The organism is Amycolatopsis sp. NPDC043889, from assembly GCF_056435645.1.
On the sequence record NZ_JBWKEC010000006.1, the window covers coordinates 77,409 to 102,555 of the forward strand.

Annotated in this window: 21 protein-coding genes and 4 tRNA genes; 17 read left to right on the forward strand and 8 right to left on the reverse strand. The window is 68.4% G+C overall.

Translation table 11 applies throughout. The annotated features are described in order from the left end of the window. Positions 1 to 23 precede the first annotated feature (23 nt). Complete coding sequence (locus AC0685_RS14335) at positions 24 to 1,382, forward strand: tyrosine-type recombinase/integrase (RefSeq protein ID WP_478225923.1); 1,359 nt, start codon at positions 24 to 26, stop codon at positions 1,380 to 1,382. 49 nt (positions 1,383 to 1,431) lie between these two features. On the opposite strand, the gene AC0685_RS14340 is transcribed toward AC0685_RS14335, so the two are convergent. The 4 genes from AC0685_RS14340 to AC0685_RS14355 form a co-directional block, all read right to left on the reverse strand. Further along, positions 1,432 to 1,506, reverse strand: a tRNA-Val gene (locus tag AC0685_RS14340). A 1-nt stretch (position 1,507) separates the two neighbouring features. Beyond that, positions 1,508 to 1,578, reverse strand: a tRNA-Cys gene (locus tag AC0685_RS14345). 25 nt (positions 1,579 to 1,603) lie between these two features. Beyond that, positions 1,604 to 1,676: transfer RNA gene (locus AC0685_RS14350), tRNA-Gly, on the reverse strand. Positions 1,677 to 1,811: 135 nt separating this feature from the next. Then, positions 1,812 to 2,237 carry an SsgA family sporulation/cell division regulator gene (locus tag AC0685_RS14355; protein ID WP_005159130.1) on the reverse strand — a complete coding sequence of 142 codons (426 nt, stop codon included), beginning with the start codon at positions 2,235 to 2,237 and terminating at the stop codon, positions 1,812 to 1,814. A 400-nt stretch (positions 2,238 to 2,637) separates the two neighbouring features. Between AC0685_RS14355 and AC0685_RS14360 the strand changes: the two genes are divergently transcribed. The 5 genes from AC0685_RS14360 (at position 2,638) to AC0685_RS14380 (ending at position 8,572) form a co-directional block, all read left to right on the forward strand. Continuing rightward, positions 2,638 to 2,709: transfer RNA gene (locus AC0685_RS14360), tRNA-Val, on the forward strand. An 881-nt stretch (positions 2,710 to 3,590) separates the two neighbouring features. Beyond that, the gene (locus tag AC0685_RS14365) at positions 3,591 to 5,117 is read left to right on the forward strand and encodes a sugar transferase (protein WP_478225924.1); all 1,527 of its coding nucleotides are present in this window, start codon (positions 3,591 to 3,593) and stop codon (positions 5,115 to 5,117) included. A 108-nt stretch (positions 5,118 to 5,225) separates the two neighbouring features. Beyond that, positions 5,226 to 5,840, forward strand: a complete 615-nt coding sequence (locus tag AC0685_RS14370) for a malonic semialdehyde reductase (protein ID WP_125683095.1) — start codon at positions 5,226 to 5,228, stop codon at positions 5,838 to 5,840. A 180-nt stretch (positions 5,841 to 6,020) separates the two neighbouring features. Continuing rightward, positions 6,021 to 8,039, forward strand: coding sequence for a threonine--tRNA ligase (gene thrS / locus AC0685_RS14375; protein ID WP_478225925.1), 2,019 nt, complete (start codon positions 6,021 to 6,023; stop codon positions 8,037 to 8,039). Then, positions 8,036 to 8,572: an HIT family protein gene (locus AC0685_RS14380; RefSeq protein ID WP_340681448.1), complete on the forward strand. Its 537-nt coding sequence runs from the start codon at positions 8,036 to 8,038 to the stop codon at positions 8,570 to 8,572. Before thrS ends, AC0685_RS14380 begins: the two co-directional genes overlap by 4 nt. A 551-nt stretch (positions 8,573 to 9,123) precedes the next feature. On the opposite strand, the gene AC0685_RS14385 is transcribed toward AC0685_RS14380, so the two are convergent. Then, positions 9,124 to 9,666 (reverse strand): YceI family protein, encoded by a 543-nt coding sequence (locus AC0685_RS14385; RefSeq protein WP_034307837.1) that lies wholly within the window; start codon positions 9,664 to 9,666, stop codon positions 9,124 to 9,126. Between the two features lie 118 nt (positions 9,667 to 9,784). Between AC0685_RS14385 and AC0685_RS14390 the strand changes: the two genes are divergently transcribed. The 6 genes from AC0685_RS14390 to AC0685_RS14415 all read left to right on the forward strand — a co-directional run bounded on the left by AC0685_RS14390 (position 9,785) and on the right by AC0685_RS14415 (position 14,119). Then, a complete protein-coding gene (locus AC0685_RS14390) occupies positions 9,785 to 10,327 on the forward strand; it encodes a MarR family winged helix-turn-helix transcriptional regulator (RefSeq protein ID WP_478225926.1) in 543 nt (180 codons plus the stop codon). A 103-nt stretch (positions 10,328 to 10,430) separates the two neighbouring features. After that, a complete protein-coding gene (gene pgsA, locus AC0685_RS14395; RefSeq protein ID WP_125683102.1) occupies positions 10,431 to 11,072 on the forward strand; it encodes a phosphatidylinositol phosphate synthase in 642 nt (213 codons plus the stop codon). Beyond that, the gene (locus tag AC0685_RS14400; RefSeq protein ID WP_034307832.1) at positions 11,069 to 11,986 is read left to right on the forward strand and encodes a phosphatidylinositol mannoside acyltransferase; all 918 of its coding nucleotides are present in this window, start codon (positions 11,069 to 11,071) and stop codon (positions 11,984 to 11,986) included. The genes pgsA and AC0685_RS14400 overlap by 4 nt, the downstream gene beginning before the upstream one ends. A gap of 22 nt (positions 11,987 to 12,008) precedes the next feature. Then, entirely contained in the window at positions 12,009 to 13,154 is a 1,146-nt protein-coding gene (locus AC0685_RS14405) for a glycosyltransferase family 4 protein (protein ID WP_219153844.1), read from the forward strand. Next, the gene (locus AC0685_RS14410) at positions 13,151 to 13,633 is read left to right on the forward strand and encodes an NUDIX hydrolase (RefSeq protein WP_478225927.1); all 483 of its coding nucleotides are present in this window, start codon (positions 13,151 to 13,153) and stop codon (positions 13,631 to 13,633) included. Before AC0685_RS14405 ends, AC0685_RS14410 begins: the two co-directional genes overlap by 4 nt. Before the next feature lie 12 nt (positions 13,634 to 13,645). Beyond that, on the forward strand, positions 13,646 to 14,119 hold the full coding sequence (locus AC0685_RS14415; protein ID WP_478225928.1) for an XdhC family protein: 474 nt from the start codon (positions 13,646 to 13,648) through the stop codon (positions 14,117 to 14,119). A gap of 58 nt (positions 14,120 to 14,177) precedes the next feature. Here AC0685_RS14415 and AC0685_RS14420 read toward each other — a convergent pair whose 3' ends face one another. Beyond that, positions 14,178 to 16,286 (reverse strand): elongation factor G-like protein EF-G2, encoded by a 2,109-nt coding sequence (locus tag AC0685_RS14420; protein WP_478225929.1) that lies wholly within the window; start codon positions 16,284 to 16,286, stop codon positions 14,178 to 14,180. A gap of 164 nt (positions 16,287 to 16,450) precedes the next feature. Between AC0685_RS14420 and AC0685_RS14425 the strand changes: the two genes are divergently transcribed. Then, positions 16,451 to 17,869 carry an FAD-binding oxidoreductase gene (locus tag AC0685_RS14425; protein ID WP_478225930.1) on the forward strand — a complete coding sequence of 473 codons (1,419 nt, stop codon included), beginning with the start codon at positions 16,451 to 16,453 and terminating at the stop codon, positions 17,867 to 17,869. Positions 17,870 to 18,059: 190 nt separating this feature from the next. Then, on the forward strand, positions 18,060 to 18,974 hold the full coding sequence (pdxS, locus tag AC0685_RS14430) for a pyridoxal 5'-phosphate synthase lyase subunit PdxS (protein ID WP_478225931.1): 915 nt from the start codon (positions 18,060 to 18,062) through the stop codon (positions 18,972 to 18,974). Positions 18,975 to 19,038: 64 nt separating this feature from the next. On the opposite strand, the gene AC0685_RS14435 is transcribed toward pdxS, so the two are convergent. Both AC0685_RS14435 and AC0685_RS14440 read right to left on the reverse strand, forming a co-directional pair. Continuing rightward, positions 19,039 to 19,464 (reverse strand): PaaI family thioesterase, encoded by a 426-nt coding sequence (locus tag AC0685_RS14435; protein WP_478225932.1) that lies wholly within the window; start codon positions 19,462 to 19,464, stop codon positions 19,039 to 19,041. Beyond that, on the reverse strand, positions 19,464 to 20,672 hold the full coding sequence (locus AC0685_RS14440; RefSeq protein WP_478225933.1) for a riboflavin synthase: 1,209 nt from the start codon (positions 20,670 to 20,672) through the stop codon (positions 19,464 to 19,466). Before AC0685_RS14440 ends, AC0685_RS14435 begins: the two co-directional genes overlap by 1 nt. Before the next feature lie 385 nt (positions 20,673 to 21,057). On the opposite strand from AC0685_RS14440, the gene AC0685_RS14445 reads away from it, so the two are divergent. The 3 genes from AC0685_RS14445 (at position 21,058) to AC0685_RS14455 (ending at position 24,859) form a co-directional block, all read left to right on the forward strand. After that, positions 21,058 to 21,474 carry a DUF6892 domain-containing protein gene (locus tag AC0685_RS14445; protein WP_478225934.1) on the forward strand — a complete coding sequence of 139 codons (417 nt, stop codon included), beginning with the start codon at positions 21,058 to 21,060 and terminating at the stop codon, positions 21,472 to 21,474. 123 nt (positions 21,475 to 21,597) lie between these two features. Next, positions 21,598 to 22,098 carry a peptidase inhibitor family I36 protein gene (locus AC0685_RS14450; protein ID WP_478225935.1) on the forward strand — a complete coding sequence of 167 codons (501 nt, stop codon included), beginning with the start codon at positions 21,598 to 21,600 and terminating at the stop codon, positions 22,096 to 22,098. Positions 22,099 to 22,186: 88 nt separating this feature from the next. Then, on the forward strand, positions 22,187 to 24,859 hold the full coding sequence (locus AC0685_RS14455; RefSeq protein ID WP_478225936.1) for an AfsR/SARP family transcriptional regulator: 2,673 nt from the start codon (positions 22,187 to 22,189) through the stop codon (positions 24,857 to 24,859). Positions 24,860 to 25,147 lie beyond the last annotated feature (288 nt).

The following is a 25,147-nucleotide window of genomic DNA, read 5'->3' on the forward strand; positions in this document are numbered from 1 at the left end:
CCAAAGAAAGAGAGGTATCCGTCGTGGCCTACGCACAACCGAACGACGGTGATCCGCCGGGCTGGCGCGCTCGGTTCAAACGTCCTGACGGGACGTGGGGAAGCAGGTCCGGTTTCAACACCGAGAAGGCGGCCGAAGCGTGGGGTGTGGAGCAGGAGGCGTTGATCCGGCGCAACCTGTGGCTGGACCCGCGTGAGGCGGAGATGTTGTTCGGCGTATTCGCCGAAGAGTTCATGGACGCGGTCGGTCCGCGGCTGGAGCCGACGACATCGGCGAAGTACCGGTCTTTTCTGGACAACCATCTGCTGCCCCAGTGGTCGTCCTGGCCGCTGGCCGGGATCTTCAACAGCTACGTCGAGATCGAGAAGTGGCTCTCGGAGTTGCACGAGGACTACGCCGACTCGTCGGTGGCGTCGATCTTCTCGCTGTTCTCCACCATCCTCGGTGCCGCGGTCAAGGCGAGGAAGATTCCGGCGAACCCGTGTGCGGGGATCCGGGTCACCTCGGGCGAGTTCGAGATCGAGAACCTCGTCGCGACACCGGTGCAGGCACTGAGGGCGGCGATGCGGCTCTACGAGAGCGGGCTCGGGCTTGCCGGGTTCGTGCTCGGGCTGCTCGACTTCTACACCGGCTCGCGCTGGGGCGAGCTGGTCGGCCAGCAACGCCACGAGTACGACAGTGAGGCCCGGTCGATCCAGATCCGTGAGCCGCTGAAAGAAGTCGGTGGACGTTTGTTCAAGGGTGGCCGCAGGGTCGACACCTCGCGGCTGGCTGATCTCGGGCCGCGGCCGACTCGTCCGGTGACGCCGAGGCGGCAGGGCGGTCGGGCGAAGAAGGGCCGGACGAAGACCCCGGCTGGTACGCGAAGCGTGGAGTTGCCGCCGAGTATCGCAGTTTTCTACGAAGAGTTGATCGACAGTCACAGCTTCCCGTTCGTGCTGTGCAGTGCGGAGGGTGCGCCGTTGCGGCGGTCGAACTTCCGCAACCGCTACTGGCGTCCGGTGTGGGATGGCAGTGACGCTGAACACACGCGGTCTGCGGAAGTGGTGCAGCCGATCCTGCCGACTTGCACCTTCCACGAGGGGCGGCACAGTCACAGCACCTGGCTGGCCGAAGACGGCATCCCCGAAGTCGCCCGGCGGGCGCGGCTGGGTCAGAAGATGAAGGGGATCGCAAGGGTCTACGACCATGTGACCCCGCTGATGCGCCGTCAGATCCTGCAAGCACTCGAGACCCGCTGGATCGGCTCGTTGGTCGCGCTGACCCCGAGTGAGCGGACGAAGCTAGGGGAGTGGTTCCCGCACCCGCACGCCACGTTCCGTGATGGGCAGTTGGAGACGGCTCCGAAGGCCATCGCCATTTCATCGCCATTTGACGACTGAAGCCCCGCCCCTCCGAGGAGGAACAGGGCTTCTGACCTCCGAAAACAGATGGTGCGCGATACTGGGATTGAACCAGTGACCTCTTCCGTGTCAGGGAAGCGCTCTCCCGCTGAGCTAATCGCGCGAGGTGGAGACGGGATTCGAACCCGTGTACACGGCTTTGCAGGCCGTTGCCTCGCCTCTCGGCCACTCCACCGTGTCAGGCCCGAGAGGGCCTTCCGAGCGGATGACGGGATTCGAACCCGCGACCCTCACCTTGGCAAGGTGATGCGCTACCAGCTGCGCTACATCCGCACATCCTCGGTCCGGCTGAAGCTCAGAACCTCGTGGTTCTGTTCCTCACCTCGTCGCCGTGGTGTGTGTGAACACTATCCGATCCCGAAAACGGCCCTGCAACCGGGGTGCCACTTGCTGTTCGCAAGGCTGTCATCAGGCCAGATCGTTGGGGATCAGGTGGGTCAGGGCGTCGTCGACGTCGACCCACAGGTGCTCGTTGCCCGGGAGCACGACGTCGTAGGTCCGGTCGAGGAAGTCGGCCAGCTCCTGAGCGGACGCCTCGAACATGGCGTGCCCGGACGGCGAGTTCAGTTCGATGAGGACGGACTCGGGGTCTTCGACGGAGGGGCGGATGCGTACGTCGCCGTCGCCCGCGTCGGCCAGGAGGCCGTCCGCGAGGAGGTCGCGCGCGTAGACCCACTCGACCCAGCCGGCGCGGCCGGTGCGGAAGGCGGCCACGACCGCGTACGGGTCGCGTGTGTCGTATCGCAGTTCCACCTTGACCGGAACCGCGGGGGTCCGCGGCGCCAGGAGGTCGAACACCGCCGTCGAGCGGAGCGTCACGTGATCGTTGCGCATCGTCCTACCCTTCGTCTCCTTCCCGGCCCGGTCGAACCGAGTGGCGATGATGTGACGCATCGGCCGGCTGATCGGAACGCGGTTTTGCCGCAGATCACCCGGACGGGGTCATCGGACCCCGGGGCCATCCTCCGTCACCCCATCATCACCCGCGCGACGCGCAGCCCTACATGCGTCCTGCAGGCAGTCCACATGTACATACTGCGCGGTTTAGTCGTCACGCGATAGCACCGTCGCACGAATGTCGAAACGCGTCGCGGGCGGCCCCCTGCCGGGAAAGCCCCGGCTAGCTCGCGGTTGTTCGCTCCGTATTTGCTGGTGAGCGGAGTGTGGTCGGACGGAACCACCCGTTTGCAGGCGCCCTAAAGTCGTGGGGTAGAGTCTCCGGAACACCGCGAGCGGGCGATTAGCTCAGCGGGAGAGCGCTTCGTTCACACCGAAGAGGTCACTGGTTCGATCCCAGTATCGCCCACCGGATGAAGGCCCTGGACCGATGGTCCGGGGCCTTGATTCATTCTCGGGGTGAGCTGTCCGGCGGCATTCGATCCCCAGGTCGGACGCGGGTTATGTGGGGGCGGTACTTCTGCCGTCCCGCGCCGCGCCATCGGTGCCGCCGAATCTCTCGGCGTGGCCGCGGGCCGTCGGGGCGCCACGGTTCGAAGATCTCCGAAGCACCTCGTTCCGGCCGGTGTGGACACTCATCGGATATCTTGCGTCACGCCGTGGAAATGTCGCATGGTCGGACCATTGAGACATCTTTGTGATCCTCGGCACGAAGTGTCCGCCGAAAGGTCCAGACCATGGGGAAGGTGATGTGGGACATGGCCTGACGGCTCGCCCGTCCGGCCGCCGCGACGGGGTCGCCGTGATGCTGACGTGATGTGACGAAACGCCACTCCGGTGACCGATTGACAAGGTAGGTCGGCTCGCGGTGGCCGCGCCCGGCGAGTGGCCGCCCGCCGGTGGCGTGAAATCCACAGTGGACCGCCCGGAGGTCGACTCGCGCGAACCGTCCACTGTGGAGTTTTCTGGGCTGATCGGCCGATCGGGGCCGCGGTGCTCCAAGTGGCCGCGAATCAGGGGAATTCGTGACTACTTTGAGTAGTTGTTCGGCGGATACGGTCTATTACGCATCGTCATCATGTTGTTATCAACACGGCATTCATTTGCCGGATGCCCGCCAAGGCTGTGGCTGGAAATCCTTGTAACGATGGCCGGAGAGTGGCCGATACCTTGGCGTGTGTCGCCCCATCGGCCGCTGAGAGAGCTCGAGAATCGATCACTCTTCGAGATCGTTCTCATTTACTCAGCGTGTTGATCCGGCGTTCGGGAATCCCCACTCCGGGAGGTCTGATGGAAGAGTCGGTGCGGCCGTCGTCCACCGTCAACGGGACGCCGCAGCACATCGACCTTCAGTCGATCCCGCTCCCCCCGCAACGGGGTGCGGGGGCAGCCGTCGCGGTCGGCACGACGTCGGCGCGGCCGCCTTACGCGGCGTGGGAATCGCGGTACCGAGCATGGGTCGTCGGTAGTGACGTTTTCACCGCTTTCGTGCTCATCGTGATGAGCGCCTTCTTGATCGATCGATCCGATCCACACGACATGCACGCGCTCGGGACCGCCGCGGCCTTCCTGTTCGGGTTGTCGGTCTGCCGCGCCTGGAGTCCGCGTGTGCTGGGCGAGGGGGCGGAGGAGTACCGGACGCTGGGGCGTGGCCTGGTGACCACCGCCGTTCTGGTCGCGTTGGGCGGCCTGCTCTTCGGCGCGCTCGCCGTGCAGCCGTGGGTCTTCATCGTCGTCCCGATGATCTCCGTCTTCATGTTCCTGCAGCGGTACGCGCTGAGACAGGTGCTGCACCGGCGCAGGCGGCTCGGTGAATGCCTCCTGCCGGTGCTCGCCGCGGGAAGTCCCGACACGGTCGCCGACCTCATCGCGCGCACCAAGGCCGATCCCCATGTCGGCTGGCGGGTGGAAGCCGTCTGCACGTATTCCGGTGCCGGTGCGGAACGGGGGAGCGGTGAGGTGGAAGGCGTGCCGATCGTCGGGAAGCTCGACGATCTCGCGGGCCACGTCCGCCGCGGCGGCTACCGGGTGGTCGCCGTGACCGCCGATCAGCACTGGAACCCGAAACGCCTGCAGCGGCTCGCCTGGGATCTCGAAGGCACCTCGGCCGAGATGGTGGTCGCGCCGATGCTGATGGAGGTCGCCGGTCCCCGGCTGAACGTCTCCGGCGTGCTCGGCATGCCCCTGCTGCGGGTCACCGCGCCGATGTTCACCGGCGGCCGCCGGCTGGTGAAGGAGGCGCTCGACCGAATCGGTTCGGCCCTGCTCCTCACTCTCGTTTCCCCGTTGCTGCTGGCGATCGCGGTCGCGATCAAGCTCGACGACTGCGGCCCGGTGATCTACCGGCAGCGCCGCGTCGGCCGCGACGGCCACACCTTCACGATGCTGAAGTTTCGCACGATGGTCACGAACGCCGACAAGCTCAAGCAGGAACTCCAGGCGGACAACGAAGGCGCGGGCCCGTTGTTCAAGATGCGGAAGGACCCGAGGGTCACCCGGGTCGGCGGTCTCCTTCGCCGGTACTCCCTCGACGAGCTGCCGCAGCTGTTCAACGTCGTGAGCGGGCGCATGTCGCTCGTCGGCCCTCGCCCGCCGCTGCCCGAGGAGACCGCGAAGTACGCCCCCGACGCGCGCCGCCGTCTCCTCGTCAAGCCGGGGCTGACCGGGCTCTGGCAGGTCAGCGGCCGCAGCGACCTCAGCTGGGCGGAGAGCATCCGCCTCGACCTGCGTTACGTCGAGGACTGGTCGCTCGCCCTCGACCTGGTGATCCTTTGGAAGACCTTCCGTGCCGTGGTGCAGGGGCGAGGCGCCTACTGACGCTTTCCTGTGACCGGACCCACACGCAGAGATAGTTGAGCGAGAAATAGTTCAGCGCTCAACTAGGTTGAGATGGGTACAGGACGCGTACGGAAGGAAGATCCACCCATGACCACCAGCGTTGAGCCGACCGAAGCCTTGAACCTCCCGCAGGACGTTCAGGACCTGTTGTTCCGCGAGGCCCGCACCGCGAACAGCTTCAGCGACGAGCCGGTGACCGACGAGCAGATCCGCGCGATCTACGAGCTGGTCAAATGGGCCCCGACGTCGATGAACAATCAGCCGCTGCGTGCGCTGGTGATCCGCACCGAAGAGGGCAAGAAGCGCCTCGCCCCGCTGATGTCCGAGGGCAACCGTGCCAAGACCGAGGCCGCGCCCGTGACCGTCGTGCTGGCCGCCGACACCGAGTTCCACGAGAACCTGCCGCGCACGTTCCCGCACTTCCCGGGCGCCAAGGACCTGTTCGCCGACGAGGCGGGCCGCGTCGAGACCGCCAAGCTCAACGCGCTGCTGCAGGTCGGCTACTTCATCATCGGTGTCCGCGCCGCCGGCCTGGCCGCCGGACCGATGACCGGCTTCGACGCCGAGGGCATCGACAAGGAGTTCTTCGCGGACAAGCCGTGGAAGTCCCTCGTCGTGATCAACGTCGGCAAGCCGGGCGACAACCCCTGGTTCGACCGCCTGCCGCGGCTGGACTTCGACGAGGTCGTCGAGACCGTCTGACCTCGTTCCTCGACACGCGAAGGCCTTCTTCCGATGGGAAGGAGGCCTTCGTGCTGTTAGGGGTAATGCGTGTGAACCCTGTCTCGGGTGACGACTAGCATCACGCATATCCGAGTTGATTGAACTAAGGAGTCCATCGTGTCCCAGCCGTCGTCAGTAGCAGCCGCAACCGCCCCTCGCGTGGTGGTACCGGCGGGCACTACGGCGGGCACCGCGGTCCGCGAAGCCGGGCTGCCGACCAAGGGGCCGGACACGATCGTCGTCGTGCGCGACGCCGAGGGGAACCTCCGCGACCTCTCCTGGGCCCCGGAGTCCGAAGCCGAGGTCGAAGCCGTCGCGGCGAACACCGAGGATGGCCGCAGCGTCATCCGCCACTCGGCCGCCCACGTGCTCGCCCAGGCCGTGCAGCAGCAGTTCCCGCAGGCCAAGCTCGGCATCGGGCCGCCGGTCAAGGACGGCTTCTACTACGACTTCGCCGTCGACACCCCGTTCACCCCGGAAGACCTGCAGGCGCTCGAAAAGCGCATGAAGCAGATCGTGAAGGGCGCGCAGCAGTTCTCCCGTCGCGTCTTCGACTCGGTCGACGAGGCGAAGAAGGAACTCGCCGACGAGCCGTTCAAGCTCGAACTGGTCGACATCAAGTCCGATGTGGACACCTCCGAAGTGATGGAGGTCGGCGGCGGCGAGCTGACCATCTACGACAACCTCGACCCGCGCACCAAGGAGCGCGTGTGGAGCGACCTCTGCCGCGGCCCGCACGTGCCGACCACCAAGTTCATCCCGGCGTTCAAGCTCACCCGCGTCGCCGCCGCGTACTGGCGCGGCGACGACAAGAATCCGCAGCTGCAGCGGATCTACGGCACCGCGTGGGAATCCACCGAGGCGCAGGACGTCTACCTGGAGCGCCTCGCCGAGGCCGAGCGGCGCGACCACCGCAAGCTCGGTGTCGAGCTGGACCTGTTCTCCTTCCCCGACGAGATCGGCTCGGGGCTGCCGGTGTTCCACCCCAAGGGCGGGATCATCCGGCAGGAGATGGAGAACTACTCGCGCCAGCGGCACGTCGAAGCCGGGTACGACTTCGTCTACTCGCCGCACATCACCAAGGGCGCGCTGTTCGAGACCTCCGGTCACCTCGACTGGTACCGCGACGGCATGTACCCGGCGATGCACCTCGACGCCGAGCACAACGAGGACGGTTCGGTCCGCAAACCCGGCCAGGACTACTACCTCAAGCCGATGAACTGCCCGTTCCACGACCTGATCTTCCGTTCGCGCGGGCGTTCCTACCGGGAATTGCCGCTGCGGATGTTCGAGTTCGGCTCCGTGTACCGCTACGAGAAGTCCGGCGTGATCCACGGCCTGACCCGCGTGCGCGGCATGACGCAGGACGACGCGCACATCTTCTGCACCCTCGAGCAGGTGCCCGGTGAGCTGAAGTCCCTTTTGGACTTCGTGCTGAACCTGTTGCGCGACTACGGTCTCGACGACTTCTACCTCGAACTGTCCACTCGGAACGAAGAGAAGTACATCGGTTCCGAAGAGGTCTGGGCCGAGGCGACCGAGGTGCTGCGCACCGCCGCCGTGGACTCCGGCCTGGAGCTCGTGCCGGATCCCGGTGGCGCCGCCTTCTACGGGCCGAAGATCTCCGTGCAGGCGAAGGACGCGCTGGGCCGCACCTGGCAGATGTCGACCATTCAGCTGGACTTCATGCTGCCCGAGAAGTTCGAACTGGAGTACACCGCCGCCGACGGCAGCCGTCAGCGTCCGGTGATGATCCACCGCGCGCTGTTCGGTTCGATCGAGCGGTTCTTCGGCGTGCTGACCGAGCACTACGCCGGCGCGTTCCCGGCGTGGCTGTCGCCCGTCCAGGTGGTCGGCATCCCGATCACCGAGGACCAGGTCGAGCACCTGCGCGGGGTCGAGAAGGCGCTGCGGGCCAAGGGGATCCGGGCCAACGTCGACGCGAGCGACGACCGGATGCAGAAGAAGATCCGCACCCACACCACGCAGAAGGTGCCCTTCATGCTCCTGGCGGGCGCGAAGGACGTCGAGGCGGGCGCGGTGTCGTTCCGGTTCCGTGACGGCGGCCAGATCAACGGCGTCCCGGTGGCCGACGCGGTCGAGGCGATCGCCGACTGGGTCCAGCGCCGCGAGAACGCTTCGCCGACCGTGGCGGGCTTGGAGGCGGTACTCCGGTGACGGGCCCCGATGGCCCTGAAGTCGTCGGACAGGACGGTGTGGGGGTCCCGGACGCGTTGCAGCGCCTGTGGACCCCGCATCGGCTCGCCTACGTGCAGGGGTCCAAGAAACCCGACGAGGGCTGCCCGTTCTGCCATCTTCCCGAGAAGAGCGACGAGGACGCGCTGATCATCGCGCGCGGGAAGACCGTGTACGTGGTGCTGAACCTGTACCCGTACAACCCGGGCCATCTGATGGCCGTGCCGTACCGCCATGTCGCGGACTACACGGATCTGACGGCGGAAGAGACCGTCGAGGTGGCGGAGTTCACCCAGCACGCGATGCGGGTCATCCGGGAGGTTTCGTCGGCGCACGGGTTCAACATCGGGATGAACCAGGGCGTGATCGCCGGCGCGGGGATCGCCGCGCATCTGCACCAGCACGTGGTGCCGAGGTGGGGCGGCGACGCGAACTTCATGCCGGTGATCGGGCATACGAAGGTGCTGCCGCAGTTGCTGGGGGAGACGCGGCAACTGCTTGCGGGTGCCTGGTAGATCGATCTCAAGTACATGAAGGCCTCCTTCCTTGCGTCAGGCGCAAGGAAGGAGGCCTTCATGTACTTGGGCCCCTTCGCTGGGCAAGGGCAGAGAGACGGCCTTCGCGGCGTGGTTCTGGACTGGCCGGCAGGAGTCAGCTGCGCTCTGAGTGTCCACAAGGGACGCTTCCGGCGATGAAATGTCTGCTTCAAGGCCCATGTGCCCGGTTTGGCGAGGGGGTCGTCAGTGGCAAGTAGGGTTCTATTCAGAAGTAGGGCAAAGGGGCAGGTTGCGAAAGCCACTTTCGCGACGTCAGCGGGGATGGGTAGTGCGAGAGGTCGGCGCAGGCGGTAGTGAAGGCCTCCTTCCCTACCCTCAGGGTAGGGAAGGAGGCCTTCACTACGCGTTGGTGAGCCTCACGGCCTGGGTACATGTCGCGAAAGGCCGCGAGCTGTCCGCCCACCGCACCCGGCACGTTTGCCGTACCCCTTAATAACCCGAATCGCCACTCACGACACGGTCCGCCGTGGTCCTCACGTGCCGCCGTGGTCACCCGGAACGGGTGGGCTTCAGGCGTTGAGCGCGGCCTGCAGCTCGATGTCGATCTTGACCTTCTCCGACAGGAAGGCGTTGCCCTCCGGGCCGATGCCGAAGTCGCGACGGTTCACGGTCGCGGTGGCCGAGACGCCGAGGGTGGTGGCGTTGTCGTTGGCCGGGTTGGTGCCGATGCCGTTGAACTCGGCCTCGAGCGAGACCGGGACGGTCTTGCCGCGCCAGGTGAGCTCGCCGTCGATGACGTAGTCGCCGCCGTCCTCGCGGATGCCGGTCGAGCGGAACGTGATGACCGGGTGCTCGTCGACGTGGAAGAAGTCCTCGGACTTGAGGTGCGTGTCGCGCCCGTCGACACCGCTGGCGACCGACGAGGCGTCGATCTCGACGGTGACCGACGAGTCGAGGATGTTGTCGGCGGTGACGACCTCACCGGTGAAGGCGGTGAAGTTGCCCCGGGACTTCGCCAGGCCGAGGTGCTTCACGGTGTAGGCGATGTCGGAGTGGGCGGTGTCGATCGTCCACTTGCCTGCGACGTAGCCCGGGATCTCGGTGGTGGTCATGAGAGTCGATCTCCAAAAAGTCTGGGTGCGTTCGTGGTGAACCCTCGTCTGGTTGAGCGCTCAACCATGACTGTAGCGCAATTTGGTTGAGCGTTCAACCAGGGGTAGAATGGGTGGCATGTCCGAACCCCGATGGCTCTCCGACGAGGAGCAAAAAGTCTGGCGCGACTTCTCCGCGGCCACGCGAATGCTGCAAGCGCACCTGGAGGGCCAGCTTCAGCACGAGGCGGGCATGCCCCACACGTACTACGAAGTGCTCGTCGCCCTGTCCGAGGCGCCGGACCGGCGGCTACGGATGAGCGAACTGGCCGACGCACGGAAAGCGTCGCGCAGCAGGCTCTCGCACGCGGTCGCGCGGCTCGAGGCGAACGGCTGGGTCCGCCGTGAGTCGTGTCCCACCGACAAGCGCGGTTCCTGGGCGGTGCTGACCCCGGAGGGTTTCGCCGCGCTGGAGGAGGCCGCGCCCGGGCACGTCGAGGCCGTCCGCGAGAGTCTCTTCGACCCGCTGACCCCCGAACAGGTGAAGGCGCTCGGCGAGATCAGCGCCGCCGTCCTGGGGCGGCTGTCGCCGAAATGCGCCGCCGCCGAGGCGGAACTGGCGATGCGGGAAGAGACCCTCGCGGACCTCGGGGACTCGGCCGAACTGGCCAAAGCGGACTGACCGGAACCCGGTCCGGGGGCGGGCGCGACGACGAGTGTCGGTGCGGGTGGATAGGCTTCGGGAGGCCACCCGACCCTGCTGCTTAGGTGCACCTGAAGAACCGATGCTCAACATTTTCGCGCGCGCCTCCGTTTCCCGCGTCACCGACCCGATGGGGAAGGTGCTCGTGCGCGCCGGGCTGACCCCGAACGCGATGACCGTCATCGGCACGGCCGGGGCGGTGCTGTGCGCGCTCGGGTTCTTTCCCAACGACATGCTGCTGTGGGGCACGTTCACCGTCTGGGGCTTCGCGATGCTGGACCTGCTCGACGGCGCGATGGCCCGCGCCCGCGGGTACGGCACGGCGTTCGGGGCGGTCCTCGACGCGACCTGCGACAGGCTGGTCGACGGCGCGTTGTTCGCCGCGATCGCGTGGTGGTGCTTCGTCCACGACGACAACCGCCCTGCCGCGGCCGCCGCGCTGATCTGCCTGGTGCTCGCGCAGGTCATCTCGTACGTCAAGGCCCGCGCCGAGGCCTCCGGGCTGGAGGCGGACGGCGGGCTCGTCGAACGCGCGGAACGCCTGATCATCGCCCTCGTGGGAACCGGGCTGCACGGTCTGGGCGTTCCGTACACCGTGGACATCTCGCTCTGGCTCCTCGCGGTGCTTTCGGTGATCACCCTGCTGCAGCGGACGGCCGCGGTGGCCAAGGCGGCGAGGGCGGCCAAGGCGGCCGGGCCACCCGCCGCGGAGGGCGGGGCATGAGCGGGTTCTCCCAGCGGCTCAGCGACTTCGGCTACGCGGCGGGCTGGCGGCTCGCGCGCTGGCTGCCGGAGTCGGCGGGCGCGGTGACCTTCGGGCTGGGCGCCGATCTGGCCGTCCGGCGGGACGGCGGCGGCGTCCGCCAGCTGCGGCGCAATCTCGCCAGGGTGGTGCCGCAGGCCGACGGCGTCGAACTCGACGAGCTGACCCGCCGTGCGATGCGCTCCTACGCCCGCTACTGGCACGAGATGTTCCGGCTGCCCTCGATGGACCACAAGGAGGTCAGCCGCAAGGTCGCCCAGTCGATCACCGGCGTGGAGAACCTCGACGCCGCCCTCGCCGAGGGCAACGGCGCGGTGATGGCGCTGCCGCACAGCGGGAACTGGGACGCCGCGGGCGTCTGGCTCGCGGACTATCTCGGCGGTTTCACCACGGTCGCGGAGCGGCTGAAACCCGAATCGCTGTACCAGCGGTTCGTGTCCTACCGGGAATCGCTCGGCTTCGAGATCGTCCCGCTGACCGGCGACAGCTCCGCGATGCGCGTGCTGCTCAAGCGGCTGCGGGAGAACAAGGCGATCTGCCTGGTGGGGGACAGGGACCTGACGAATTCCGGCGTGCCGGTCAAGTTCTTCGGCGAGCAGACCCGGATGCCGGGCGGGCCGGCCAGGCTGGCCGCCACCACCGGTGCCGCGCTGATCCCGGCCGGCTGCTGGTTCACCGAGGACGGCTGGCAGATCAGGCTGCATCCGCGGATCCGGGTGACGAACCGGTCCGAGGTGCCGGCGGCCACGCAGGCGCTGGCGGACATCTTCGCCGGGGACATCGCCGCGCATCCCGCCGACTGGCACATGATGCAGAAGTTCTGGCTCTCCGACTTCGAAGCCGGGGAACAGGCCGCCCTCGGCGAAGCGAGCTGAGCCGATGGCTCAGGCGCGGGTCATGAAGATCGGGATCGTCTGCCCGTACTCGTTCGACGTACCGGGCGGCGTGCAGGGACACGTCATCGATCTCGCGAAGGCGTTGCTGGCGCGCGGGCATCAGGTCTCCGTCCTCGCTCCGGCGGACGAGGATTCCGACGTCCCGGATTTCGTCGTCCCGGCGGGGAAGGCGCTCGGCATCCCGTACAACGGCTCCGTCGCGCGGTTGCAGTTCGGCCCCGTGTCCTACGCCCGGGTGCGGCGGTGGATCCGCGACGGTGACTTCGACGTCCTGCACCTGCACGAGCCTGCCGCGCCGAGTCTTTCCCTCTTGGCGTTGAAGGTCGCGGACGGCCCGATCGTGGCGACCTTCCACACCGCGACGACGCGTTCGCGCACACTGGCGGCGTTCCAGCCGGTGCTGCGGCCGCTGCTGGAGAAGATCACCGCGCGGATCGCGGTTTCGGCGCTGGCCCGCAGGGTCCAGGTCGAACACGCCGGCGGCGATGCGGTCGAGGTGCCCAACGGCGTCGACGTCGACTTCTTCTCCCGCGCGCTCCCGCTGGACGGCTACCCGCGCGCGGGTGGCACGGTCGGGTTCGTCGGGCGGTACACCGAGCCCCGCAAGGGCATGGGAGTACTGCTGGAGGCATTGCGGATGCTGTTGCCGGAGTTCGAGGAGCTGCGCCTGCTGGTCGTCGGCCGTGGCGACGCCGATCAGCTCCGCCGCGAGGCCGGCCCTGAGCTGGCGCCGCATATCGACCTGCTCGGCCAGGTCGACGACGAGACGAAGGCGCGGGCGCTGCGAAGCGTCGACGTCTACTGCGCGCCGAACACGGGCGGCGAGAGTTTCGGGATGATCCTGACCGAGGCGATGGCGGCGGGCACGCCGGTGCTGGCGAGCGGGCTGGACTCGTTCCGGCGGGTGCTCGACGACGGCAAGGCCGGAATGCTGACCGAGACCGGCGACGCCGCGGCGCTGGCCGACGGCCTCCGCGAACTGCTCGGTGACCCGGCCCGCCGGGTGTCGCTGGCGGCGGCCGCCGGGGAACGCGTCGCGATGTTCGACTGGTCCGTGGTCACCACGCAGGTGCTGCGGGTCTACGAGACCGCGATCGCCGCCGATCCCCGGCGCGTCGGCGCGGGTGAACGTGAGTTCAGCCGATGACGACCTGGGTGTGGATCGGTGGTCTCGTGGCCGCGATCGTCGTACTGGGCGGGCTTTTCCTGCTCGCGACGGCGAACAGGCTGGACAGGCTGCACGTCCGGACGGATGCGGGCTGGGCGGCGCTCGACGCCGCCCTCGCGCGGCGCGCCGTCGTCGCCAGGGCGGCCGCGGCGATCCTGGGTGACGAGGAGCTGCGCGCGCTGGCCGAGCGTGCCGAGCGGGCGCCGAGGCCGGATCGCGAAGCCGAGGAAAGCGAGCTGACGTTGCGGCTGGCACGCGTCGACCGAGCGGCCCTGCCGACGCCGCTGGCCGAGGAGCTGACCGACGCCGAACACCGCGTCGTCATCGCGCGGCGCGTGCACAACGACGCCGTCCGGGACACCCTGCACTTGAGGCGGCGGCGGAAGGTCCGGTACTTCGGCCTCGCGGGGACCGCCCGGCTTCCGGAATACTTCGAGATCGCCGAACCCGAGCTGTAGGAGGACGAGCCCATGAGTGAGCGGCTGCTGGTGGCGGTGTTCGCGACGCCCGTGGCGTCGTTCCTCCTGCGCTACGGCAAGGACCTCGGCTTCAAGACGCTGCTGTTCGAGCCGGACGGCGCACGGGTGACCGACGTCGGGGACGGCTTGGACGCCCTCACGACGGTGCCGGACCTCGGTCCGGACGCCGACGTCGTCGTCACCGATCACGACCGGCCCGAGCTCGGCGACGTCCTCAAGGCCGTGCTGGACCGCCCCACCAGGTGGGTCGGCGTACTCGGCAATCCGCGCCACGCCGGCCCGCACGTCGCCGCGCTCAAGGCATTGGACGTTCCCGACCACGAGATCGCCCGGGTCCATCGCCCGGTCGGGCTGAACATCGGCTCACGCACGCCGCCCGAGATCGCCGTCGCCACCCTGGCCGGTCTGCTGGCCGACCGGAACGGGCGACCGGGCGGCTTCGAGTTCCCGCCGCCCAGCGTTTAGTCCTCTGAATGCGGTCCTTGCATGCGCAAGTACCGCATTCAGAGGACTAAACGCGGCGTCAGTAGGCCACCGCCCCTTCCGGCATCGGCTCGAACCGGGCATGCCTGCGGGTGAACGTCGCCGTGCCCGAGGTCAGCGAACGCAGGTCGATCGCGTAGCGCAGGAGCTCGACCGCGGGGACCTCGGCGCGGATGACCGTGCGTCCGCCTTCACCTGATTCGGTACCTAGCACGCGGCCGCGCCGGGACGAGAGATCGCCCAGCACGGTGCCCAGATGCTCGTCCGGAAGCCGTATCGCCACCTCTTCGAGCGGTTCGAGCAGCGCGATCTTGCCCGCCGCGGCGGCCTCCTTCAGCGCCAGCGCGCCCGCCGTCTGGAACGCGGCGTCCGACGAGTCGACGCTGTGCGCCTTGCCGTCGACGAGGGTCACCCGGATGTCGATCAGCGGATGGCCGTCGACGATCCCTCGCTGAGCTTGGGCCCGGACCCCTTTTTCGACGCTCGGGATGAACTGGTGCGGCACCGAGCCGCCGACGACCTTGTCCACGAACTCGAAGCCCGACCCCCTCGGCAGCGGCTGGACCTCGATGTCGCAGACGGCGAACTGGCCATGCCCGCCGGACTGCTTGACGTGCCGTCCGTGCCCGCGGCCCGGACCGGCGAAGGTCGAACGCAGGCTGATGCGGACGGGCTCGGTGTCCACGTCGGCGCCTCCCGCGCGCAACCGCGACAGCACGACGTCGGCGTGGGCCTCGCCCATGCACCACAGCACGAGCTGGTTCGTCTCGGCGTTGCGGTCCAGCCGGAGCGTCGGATCACCCGCGACGAGCCGGGAAAGGTTGCGCGCCAAAGTGTCTTCGTCGCTGCGGGTCTTCGCGACGACGGCGACCGGCAGCAGCGGTTCCGGCATCGCCCAGGGCTTCATGATCAGCGGATCGTCCGGTGAGGAAACGGTGTCGCCCGTTTCCGCCGAGCCGACCTTGGTGAGCGCGCACAGGTCGCCCGCGACGCAATACGGGACTTCGCGCAGGTTCGCTCCGAGCGGCGAGTACAGATGCGCGACCCGTTCGTCGGCGTCGTGATCCTCGTGCCCTCGTTCGGCGAGCCCGTGGCCCGAGACGTGCACCGGCCGTTCGGGGCGAAGCGTCCCGGAGAACACCCGCACCAACGACACCCTGCCGACGTAGGAGTCGACAGCGGTCCGGACCACCTCGGCCGCCAGCGGGCCGTCGGGATCGGCCCGGAGTCCGGCGTGCGGTTCGCCGGTGGGGGAGGTGACCTCCGGAGGGACGTGCTCCAGCGGCGAGGGGAAGGCGCGCACGATCCCGTCGAGGATTTCGGCGAGTCCCACCCCGGTGGTCGCGCACACGGGGATCACCGGATGGAAGGAGCCGCGGGCGACCGCGGTTTCGAGGTCGGCGATCAGCGTGTCCTCGGCGATCTCCTCGCCGGCGAGGTACCGGTCCATCAGGGACTCGTCCTCGCTCTCGGCGATGACCCCTTCGATAAGTTCGTTGCGGGCCTCGGTCATCCGGGCGAAATCGGCCTCGTCCGGCTCGCCGACCTGGGGTGGGAAACCATTCGAATAGTCGAAGTAGCGGCGCGTGATGAGCCCGACGAGCCCATCACGCGCGGGCAGGTACAGCGGCAGGACTCCGGCGCCGAAAGCCTCCTGGCAGGCCGCGATTTCGCCTTCGGGGTCGGCGCGGTGATGGTCCAGCCGGGAGACGACCACCGCCCTCGGCATGCCGACGGCGGCGCATTCCTCCCAGACCGCGATCGTGGCCGCGTCGACGCCTTCCGCCGCGCAGACCACGAACAGCGCGGCGTCGGCGGCTCGAAGCCCGGCGCGCAGCTCGCCGACGAAATCGGCGTATCCGGGGGTGTCGATGAGGTTGATCTTGTGGCCCTGATGCAGCACCGGCGCGACCGAGAGGCCGACCGACCGCTGCTGCCGGACCGCCGCGGGGTCGTGGTCGCATACCGTGGTGCCCTCGACGACCGAGCCCGCCCGGGTCACCGTGCCGGACGCGGCGAGCAGCGCTTCGGCGAGTGTCGTCTTGCCTGATCCCGACGGGCCGACCAGGACGACGTTACGGACCTTCGCCGGGTCGTCCACAGCGACGGCGGCCCCGGAGTCCCCGTTCTTGCTCTGTTTGTCGGCCATGCCGGTCTCCTCACCACACGATGCCGCGTACAGATGTGTCCTCGATCACACACCCGCGACGGGCGTCGCGGCAAGGCGGCCGGCGAGGGAACCCCCTAATGTCGACGCGCCGTTATGCTCGATGGCGGACACCCGGAGGCGAATCCGACGGTGGGGGATGAGCGATGGAGCTCGACAGGCGAACGGTGTTGCGGCTGGCGGGGGCGGTCCCGGTGATGGCGGCGGTGCCCGCGGAGCTTCCCGGGGGCGGTGGTCCGTGGGAACGGTTGCGCGCCCGGTTGGCGGGTGAGCTGTTCCGGCCCGGCGACCCCGGGTACGACGAAAAGAGGCTCGGGTTCTTCAGCCTCTACGACCATCGGCTGCCCGCCGGTGTCGCGGTCTGCGCGAATGAGGACGACGTGCGGCACTGCGTCGATTTCGCGGCCAGGCAGCGGATTCCGATCGCGGCCCGCTCCGGTGGGCACAGTTACGCCGGCTATTCCATTGTGGACAAAGGGCTGGTCGTCGACCTGTCCCGGCTGAACACGGTCGAGATCCTGCCCGGCGGCCGCGCGGCGATCGGGGCGGGCGCGCGGCTCGGCCAGGTGTACGAGGTCTTGGCCGCGGCGGGTCGCGCGCTGCCCGCCGGCAGTTGTCCCCAGGTCGGAATCGCCGGGTTGACCCTCGGCGGCGGGATCGGCGTCTTGGCCCGTAAGTACGGGCTGACCTGCGACAATGTGGAATCTGTCCGCTTCGTCGGCGCGGACGGCGAGGTACGCCCGGTGTCGGAGGAGACCGCGCCGGACCTGCTGTGGGCGTTGCGTGGCGGTGGCGGCGGCAACTTCGGCATCGTCACGTCGTTCACCTTCCGCACGGCGGCGGCCAGGACGCTGACGAACTTCAACCTGGTCTTCCCTCCGGCCGCGCTGGCGGCCTTGGTCGCGGCCTGGCAGGAGTGGCAGCCCGCGATGCCGGACGAGTTGTGGTCGGGGATGGGCCTCGGCGCCGCGGCCGCGAACTGCGGTGGCTGTTTCGTGGGCTCCGCCGCGCAGGTGAACCCGTTGCTGGACGATCTGGTCCGCCGCGTCGGCATCCAGCCGCTCAAACGCGAAGTGGCCGAGCAAGGCCACTTGGCCACCATGCGGACCTACGCGCAGGAGTCCGCCTTCCCGGCCGCGGTCGCGCAGCGCGGGGAATATGTGGCCACTTCGCGGATGCTGACCCATCCGGTGCCCGACCCCGACGCGCTCGCGACGTTGCTGAGCAGCGATCCCCATCTGTACTCGATCGTGGACGCGTACGGCGGCGCGATCGCGCGGGTGCCGTCGAGCGAGTCGTGCTTCCCGCACCGGTCCGCGCTGGGCAGTGTCCAGATCATCCGTGGCCTGGAGGGCGGCGAGGCGTACGCGCGCCAGGTGATCGGCCGGGTCCGGGACGAACTCGGCCGCGAATACGGGCGGGCCGGGTACGTCAACTACATCGACCCAGAGATGCCCGAGTGGGCGAAGGCGTACTACGGCGACAGCCTGCCGCGCCTGCGCCGGGTGGCGCGGAAGTACGACCCGGACGGCCTCTTCGCCTTCACCCAGGGCCTGGCCCGCTAGCCCTGTTCCGCATTTGGTCCTCTGGATGCGGTAGTTGCACGCGCAACTACCGCATCCAGAGGACCAAACGCGGGCCAGATCACCCAGTGGACTGCTGAAATCGCCGCGAACTGGCCTGCTTCAGAGGTCCAAAACCGGCCTACGCTCGGAGGCGTCACCCCACCTCGTGCGCTTTCCGAAAGGTCCAGCAGTGTCTGACGACTCCACGAACACGGCCAGCACCTCGCTCACCGGCACGGCCCGGGTCAAGCGCGGGATGGCGGAGATGCTCAAGGGCGGTGTGATCATGGACGTGGTCACCGCCGAACAAGCGAAGATCGCCGAGGACGCCGGCGCTGTCGCCGTGATGGCGCTCGAGCGGGTTCCCGCGGACATCCGCGCGCAGGGCGGCGTCGCCCGGATGAGCGACCCGGACCTGATCGACGGCATCATCGAGGCCGTTTCGATCCCGGTCATGGCGAAGGCCCGCATCGGCCACTTCGTCGAGGCCCAGTTGCTTCAGTCGCTCGGCGTCGACTACATCGACGAGTCCGAGGTGCTCACCCCGGCCGACTACGAGAACCACATCGACAAGTGGGCCTTCACCGTGCCCTTCGTCTGTGGTGCGACCAACCTCGGCGAGGCGCTGCGCCGGATCAACGAGGGCGCGGCGATGATCCGCTCCAAGGGCGAGGCCGGCACCGGCGACGTCTCGAACGCGACCACGCACATGCGCAAGATCCGCGCGGAGCTGCGTCGCCTCTCCTCGCTGCCCGAGGACGAGCTTTACGTTGCGGCAAAGGAACTTCAGGCCCCGTACGACCTCGTCAAGGAGGTCGCGGAGAAGGGCAAGCTCCCCGTCGTGCTGTTCACCGCGGGCGGTATCGCGACCCCGGCCGACGCCGCGATGATGATGCAGCTCGGTGCCGAAGGCGTGTTCGTCGGCTCCGGCATCTTCAAGTCCGGCAACCCGGCGCAGCGCGCCGAGGCGATCGTCAAGGCCACCACTTTCTACGACGACCCGGACGTCATCGCGAAGGTGTCGCGCGGTCTCGGTGAAGCGATGGTCGGGATCAACGTCGACGACGTGCCCGAGCCGCACCGCCTTTCCGAGCGTGGCTGGTAAAGACTCGGCTTCTGTACGGGACGGCCCGGCGCTCCTCGATGAGCGCCGGGCCGTCCCGCGTGTATCAGGGGGTGGGGCCGTTTCTGGTCAGCACGCTGCCTTGTGCCGCGGCACTGAGTGTCGTGGTCCCGTCCTGGCTGATCACGTAGAGGTCGCAGCGGCAGGTGGCCTGCCGTCGGCCGCTGTGCAGGACCCGCGCTTCCGCCACGAGCCGGATTCCTTGTGCCGGGCGCAGATAGTTGATGCTGAAGCCGCCGGTGAGGACATCCGGACCCAGTGTGGTCCCGGCCGCGAAGGTGATCGCGTTGTCCGCGGCGTAGGCGAGTACGCCGCCGTGGAGATATCCGTTCTGTTGCAACAGGTCCTCGCGGATGTCGAGTTCCAGGGTCGCGGCACCGTTACCGAATGAGGAAACCCGGGCCCCGAGAAGAACGCTGAACGGTTGCGAGGCAAGGCCCTTCCGGGCGTCTTCGAGGGTCAGTGCGGTCATCAAAGCCACGCTTTCAGGTCGGCCAAATCCACCATGGGCATTCCCCAGCGCAGTGCCGCGACTTCGAGGTCGGCGCTGCCTGCCATCGTGCCGTCGGGGTTCATCACTTCGCAGCACACGCCGACCGGGGGAAGGCCGGCGGCGGTGCACAACGCGACCGTCGCCTCCGTGTGCCCGGACCGCTCGGCGAGCAGGCCTGGCCGCGCGGCGAGCGGGAACACGTGTCCAGGACGCAGGAAGTCCTTGGCCGTCGCGTCCGGGGCGGCCAGCTTCCGCACGGTGGCGGCACGTTCGGCAGCGGAAACGCCGGTTCCTGTTCCCGTGGCCAGGTCGACCGGTATCGACCACGCCGTTCCCTGCCGGTCGCCTTCGCCGGGCATCTGCGCGATCTCGAGGCGCCGCAGCACTTCCGGCGCGCACGGCACCGCCGGAAAGCCGCAGACCTTGGTCAGCAGGAAGGTGAACGACTCCGGGCGGAGCCGCGCGCCGGCGAAGATCACGTCGCCCTCGCCCTCGGTCTCCGGATCCCACACGACGACACCGCCACCGGCGGCGAGCTGGCGCAGCACCTTCTCCACACCGGCGCGTCCGTCGACGTGACCGGCCCACGGCAGCTGGGGCAAAGCCTTACCCACAGCCGAAGGTGGTGCCTTCTCGACCAAACGGCCGACCAGGTCGAGTTCCAGGTTCACCCGGTCTCCGGCTTTCAGATCGCCGAGTGTGGTGGCCGAGCGGGTCATCGGGAGCAGCACGACCGAGATCCGGTCACGCAGGACCTCGGCGATGGTCACGCTGACACCGTCGAGGGCGATCGGGGACTTCGCGAGCAGCCTGTCCAGCAAACGCTGCGGCGGCCGGAGCCAGATCCGGCGGGAGCCGCCTTCGTCGTCGATCCGGATCACTTTGCCGACGGCGTCGACGTAACCCTGTACCAAATGGCCGTCCAGCGGATCGCCGACCTGAAGCGGCGTCTCGACGTTGACTGCGTCCCCGGCCGCGAGCGTGTCGAACGTCGACCTGTGACGGGTTTCCGCGGAGAGCACCGCCTCCAAGGCATCGTCGACCGGCCGTACGGTGAGCCGTACCCCGTTGACGCATGCCGATCCGCCATCGCGGACGCGGCTTGCGCTCTTCGGCGCCCGCACACGCAGCACGTCGCCCTTGATCTGTTCGACGGCACCCAGCTCGCCGATTCGCCCAGTGAACATGAATCATCACCCCAATTGACGCCGTACCCCGGGAAGTCCGGCGACGGCCGGACGAAGGGGACGCGGGGTGTCACCGCCTGGTCCCGGAATCGCGCCGGGTCGTTCCACCCCGTCGGCGGAACCGGCCGACTGTACGGCCGCACCGTGGAATCGCACCACGAGTCGATCATAGCCGGAGCCAGGATCGGTTTCGAGGCCGAGGAGAGTCGAGCCCCTCAGTGCCGCGGCCGCTTGGCCGGCGGTCCCGCCGATCCGACCGGGCGGACCTTGCCCCATCGGGCAACCAGGACTGGCCGGGGATCAGGTGGACGAGATCGTGATCACCGGGCGCTGGGGATTCGGCGATTTCGGACCATGCGGACGGGCCGGCTTATAAGGTCCGGACATGAGTCAGTCGATCCGGTTCACCGATCCCAACTTCAAGCTCGCGGTCGTCCAAGAGCTGATGTACAACCAGGAACTCCTGCCGAAGTTCGACCTGGGGCAGTACGCCGCCGAGAAGGGCTTCACCTACGACGCCGGCAGCGTCGAGGCGGTCCCTGAGGCCTTGGCCTACTTCGCGGCGCTCGAGGTCCCCGCTGAGTTCGCGGAGAAGATCACCGAGATCGAGATGGACGGCGGCAACGAGATCTACCTTCAGATCGCGCCGAACTGGGACGGCGAAGACTCCCTGTTCGACGTCGACGAGTTCGCCGACGTCGAGCATTTTCCCCATCTGAAGTCGATGACCCTGCTCTACACGGGCAACGACGAGGCGCTGGAGACGCTGCGCGCCCGCGGCATCGAGGCGGACTGGGTCTGACCGGTCACCTGCGGATCTAAGCGGACGCACCTCGTTCCCTTTTCGACCGCTTAAGCATCGGGTAGCGGATCACGGGACCTTGATCCCGGCGTGCGGAGGGCACGCCGGGATCAAGGAGGACAAATGCGCAAACTTCGGTTCGTTTCCGCGGCCTTGGGCGCCGCCGCGATCGCGACAGCACTCGTCGCGACACCTGCTTCGGCCGCGACGGACGAGGCGGCCGCCTTGAAGTCGGCAGGGGTCGACGCGGCGAAGCTCGCTCCCGGGTGGAAGGTCGTCGGGGACCAGATCGTCTGGAACGGTGGGGAGACCACGCTGTCGTTGTCGCCCAGCGCGGCCAGCAATTGCCAAGCGAACTACGTGTGCCTGTACGAGCATCGCGACTTCGGCGGACGGCGACTGCAGTTCCGGGACCCGGGGCTGAAGAATCTGGTCGATTACGGATTCAATGACCAGATGTCGTCCTGGCACAACCGACGCGGAGTCGACGCCCGCTGGTACTACAACATCGGCAGCGGGACCAGTCGCTGCATGCAGGCGGGAGCCCGATCGTCGTACGTGGGCAACGCCGACAACGACCAGGCGAGTTCGTTGAGAATTTACACCTCGGCCAGTGCCTGCTGAGTAGGACGTTCCTTCGAATGCCGGACGCCACCCTCGGATATTTGTGACACTCTCGGGAATGGGTGTCTCGAATACTGGGGGAGAAACGGTGAAGGAAAAGAATCATTTCTATCGTTTGTTCGGTGAACCCGCGGCCGAGTGGCAGGGCGCAGACCTGCCACTCGGCCCACCGCAGGCGCGCCGGGTCTTCGCGCTCCTGCTGATCGAGGCTGGACGCCCGGTGCCCCTCGACCGGATAATCGACGAGCTTTGGGGCGAGACGCCACCGATTTCGGCGAAAGTTCAGGTCCAGGGTCTGATATCGGGTCTTCGCAGGGCTTTGCGCGCGTCGACCGGTGGAACGCCGATTCTCACCAGGGGGGCGGCATATCTTCTCGACGCGGGGCCCGAGGAGACCGACGCCGGCCGGTTCACCTGCCTCACCGCCCAGGGTCGCGGACTGCTGGCCCGTGGCTGCCATCTCGAGGCGGCCCAACGGTTCCGGGACGCGCTCGGACTCTGGCGCGGGCCGGTGCTCGCCGGGATCCCGGCGGCGGCCGAGGTCGTCGCGCACTGGGAGGAAGAGCGCCTTTCGGTGCTGGAAGACAAGGCCGACGCCGAACTCGGGCTCGGCGAACACGACAGGCTCGTTCCCGGGCTGCGTGACCTGCTCGCCGCGGCCCCGTTCCGTGAACGGGTCTGCGGGCAGCTGATGACCGCGCTCGCCCGCGCCGGCCGGGTGGCCGAGGCGCTCGACGTCTACGCCGGATGGCGCCGCAGGCTGGTCGACGAACTCGGCGTCGAGCCTTCGCCGTCGATTCGCGCGTTGCAGTGCGAGATCCTGCGCGAGGGCCAGGGCAGGGCCACCCGCGAGTATCCCGCGTACCAGGAACCCGCTGTGCCGAGCCAATTGCCGCCGGGGATCCCGGACTTCGTAGGCAGGGACGCGCTCATCGCGGACCTGCTCGGGGAACTGGGCAAGGACGGCGGCCGCTACACCCCGCCCGTGCTGCTGCTGACCGGCGCGGGCGGGGTCGGGAAGTCTTCGCTGGCGATCCGGCTCGCGCACCGGGTCGCGGACGACTACCCCGACGGGCGGCTGTTCGCGGCCCTGCGCGGGACCACGAACGAGCCGAGGCCGTCGGAAGCCGTACTCGCCGGTTTCCTGCGTGCCTTCGGCGTTCCCGCCGACGAGATCCCGGCCGACGTCGACGAATGCGCCTGCCTGTTCCGCAGCCTGGTCCACGGCCGTCGCGTGCTGCTGGTCCTGGACGACGCAGCCGGCGAGGCGCAGCTGCGCCCGTTGCTTCCCGCGTCCGGCGGCTGCGCGGTGATCGTCACGAGCCGGTTCTCCTTGGCCGGACTCGAACTCGGCCGCAAGGTCCCGGTCGGTCTCCTGCCACCGGAGGACGCGGAGGCCCTGCTCTCGAAGCTCACCGAGATCGACGAAGACCCCGTCGCCGCCCGGCAGGTTCTCGACCATTGCGGCGGGCTCCCGCTGGCCTTGCGGATCGCCGGCAGCCGGATCGGCGACCGTGCGGGCTGGCGGCTCGCCGACGTCGCGGGCGAGCTGTCCGTCGAACGGCGACGGCTGGACTGGCTGCGCACCGGGGATCTGGCCGTCCGCGGCAGCCTGTCCCTCGGGTACCGGCAACTGGCGCCGGACCGGCAGCGGCAGTTCCGAAGACTCGGTCTGCTGCCCTCGGCCGATTTCCCGGTCTGGGCGGCGGCGCTGGCGGACGGCGGCGAGCCAGAGGCGACGTCCCGCGCGCTCGAAGACCTGCGGCATCGGCATATGGTCCAGCCGGTTCCGCGGGCCACCGGCGCACCCCGTTACCGCCTGCACGACCTCTTGCGCGCGTTCGCCGTCGAGCAGGTCGCGGCCGAGCAGGAACAGGTACGCGCGGAGACGATCGAGCGGGTGCTCGGCGGTTGGCTCTGGCTCGCGGAGAAGGCCGCGGATCGGTTGTCCCGGAGCGTTCTGCGGCCCGAGCCCGGCGGCGCGACCAGGACCTCGCTCGACGAAACGCTGGTGACTGAACCGCTTTCGTGGTTCCGATGCGAACTGCCCGCGCTGGAGGCCGCCGTCTCGCACGCGGCGGATGCCGGACTGGGCGAGCTCGCCTGGGAACTCGCCGTCGTGACCGGGTCTTACTTCGACCACAATGGACTGTATGCGGAATGGTCGCGGTGCCATCGGTGCGCGCTCACCGCGGCGAGGGAGTCGGGGTGCGCCCGCGGGGAAGCCGCGCTGCTGAGGGGGATCGGCCAGATCGACCTGTACCGGGACGACTTCAGTGCGGCGGGTGAGGCGCTCGCCGAGTCTTGCCGGATCAGCGAGCGGATCGGCGACTCCGCCGGGCGGGCCAGGGCGCTGACCGGACTCTGCGTCCTCGCCCGCGCCGCCGGACGGCCCGAGGAATCGCGCGCGACCGCGAGGCGGGCACTGGCGCTCTTCCGCGAGATCGGTGACGTCCTCGGCATGGCGCACGCCCATACCTCGTACGCCGTCGCGAGCGCGGAGCTCGGCCTGCTCGACGAGGCGGAGGCGGCGCTGGACGAAGCCGGACGGCTGTGCGCCGAGCTGAACGACCCGCACCGCACGGCGCTCATCCTGCGCAGGCGGGGCCAGTTGTACTTGCGGCGCGAAGACCGGCGGAGCGCGATGTCCTGCCTGCGCCGCGCGCTAGAACTGCTGGACTCGCTTTCCGACGAGATCTGTGCCTCGCGGGTCCGGCTGGATCTCGCGCGGGCCCCCGCGAAGGTGCTGATCGGGACCTAGCTATTTGCGCGGTAAGGCGAATATGGCGTGATCGAGCTTCCGCGGTGAACGGCTTCTTCGCCTGAGTGTCCACAGGGGACAGCCTCTGGCGACCGAATGTCCGATTGATTCCCCTATGCGGAGTTCGGTGCAGGGGTCGTGAGTGGCGTTTCGGGTTAGAACCCTCATTGCCACTCACGACCCTGCGCGAAGTGCCCAAAACGGACGCCTGGATCTGGTTCTGTGTACCTTGTGGACAGTCAAGTCGCGCCAGGTTCTTGGAGTGCTGGTCCTGTCGCCGGCTTCATC

Excerpts from the sequence above, each read along its gene's own strand:
- AC0685_RS14355 (WP_005159130.1), bottom strand. The coding sequence starts at position 2,237 with ATGCGCAACGATCACGTGACGCTCCGCTCGACGGCGGTGTTCGACCTC.
- AC0685_RS14365 (WP_478225924.1), top strand. The coding sequence starts at position 3,591 with ATGGAAGAGTCGGTGCGGCCGTCGTCCACCGTCAACGGGACGCCGCAG.
- AC0685_RS14370 (WP_125683095.1), top strand. The coding sequence starts at position 5,226 with ATGACCACCAGCGTTGAGCCGACCGAAGCCTTGAACCTCCCGCAGGAC.
- AC0685_RS14385 (WP_034307837.1), bottom strand. The coding sequence starts at position 9,666 with ATGACCACCACCGAGATCCCGGGCTACGTCGCAGGCAAGTGGACGATC.
- AC0685_RS14390 (WP_478225926.1), top strand. The coding sequence starts at position 9,785 with ATGTCCGAACCCCGATGGCTCTCCGACGAGGAGCAAAAAGTCTGGCGC.
- pgsA (WP_125683102.1), top strand. The coding sequence starts at position 10,431 with ATGCTCAACATTTTCGCGCGCGCCTCCGTTTCCCGCGTCACCGACCCG.
- AC0685_RS14400 (WP_034307832.1), top strand. The coding sequence starts at position 11,069 with ATGAGCGGGTTCTCCCAGCGGCTCAGCGACTTCGGCTACGCGGCGGGC.
- AC0685_RS14405 (WP_219153844.1), top strand. The coding sequence starts at position 12,009 with ATGAAGATCGGGATCGTCTGCCCGTACTCGTTCGACGTACCGGGCGGC.
- AC0685_RS14410 (WP_478225927.1), top strand. The coding sequence starts at position 13,151 with ATGACGACCTGGGTGTGGATCGGTGGTCTCGTGGCCGCGATCGTCGTA.
- AC0685_RS14415 (WP_478225928.1), top strand. The coding sequence starts at position 13,646 with ATGAGTGAGCGGCTGCTGGTGGCGGTGTTCGCGACGCCCGTGGCGTCG.
- AC0685_RS14420 (WP_478225929.1), bottom strand. The coding sequence starts at position 16,286 with ATGGCCGACAAACAGAGCAAGAACGGGGACTCCGGGGCCGCCGTCGCT.
- AC0685_RS14425 (WP_478225930.1), top strand. The coding sequence starts at position 16,451 with ATGGAGCTCGACAGGCGAACGGTGTTGCGGCTGGCGGGGGCGGTCCCG.
- AC0685_RS14435 (WP_478225932.1), bottom strand. The coding sequence starts at position 19,464 with ATGACCGCACTGACCCTCGAAGACGCCCGGAAGGGCCTTGCCTCGCAA.
- AC0685_RS14440 (WP_478225933.1), bottom strand. The coding sequence starts at position 20,672 with ATGTTCACTGGGCGAATCGGCGAGCTGGGTGCCGTCGAACAGATCAAG.
- AC0685_RS14445 (WP_478225934.1), top strand. The coding sequence starts at position 21,058 with ATGAGTCAGTCGATCCGGTTCACCGATCCCAACTTCAAGCTCGCGGTC.
- AC0685_RS14450 (WP_478225935.1), top strand. The coding sequence starts at position 21,598 with ATGCGCAAACTTCGGTTCGTTTCCGCGGCCTTGGGCGCCGCCGCGATC.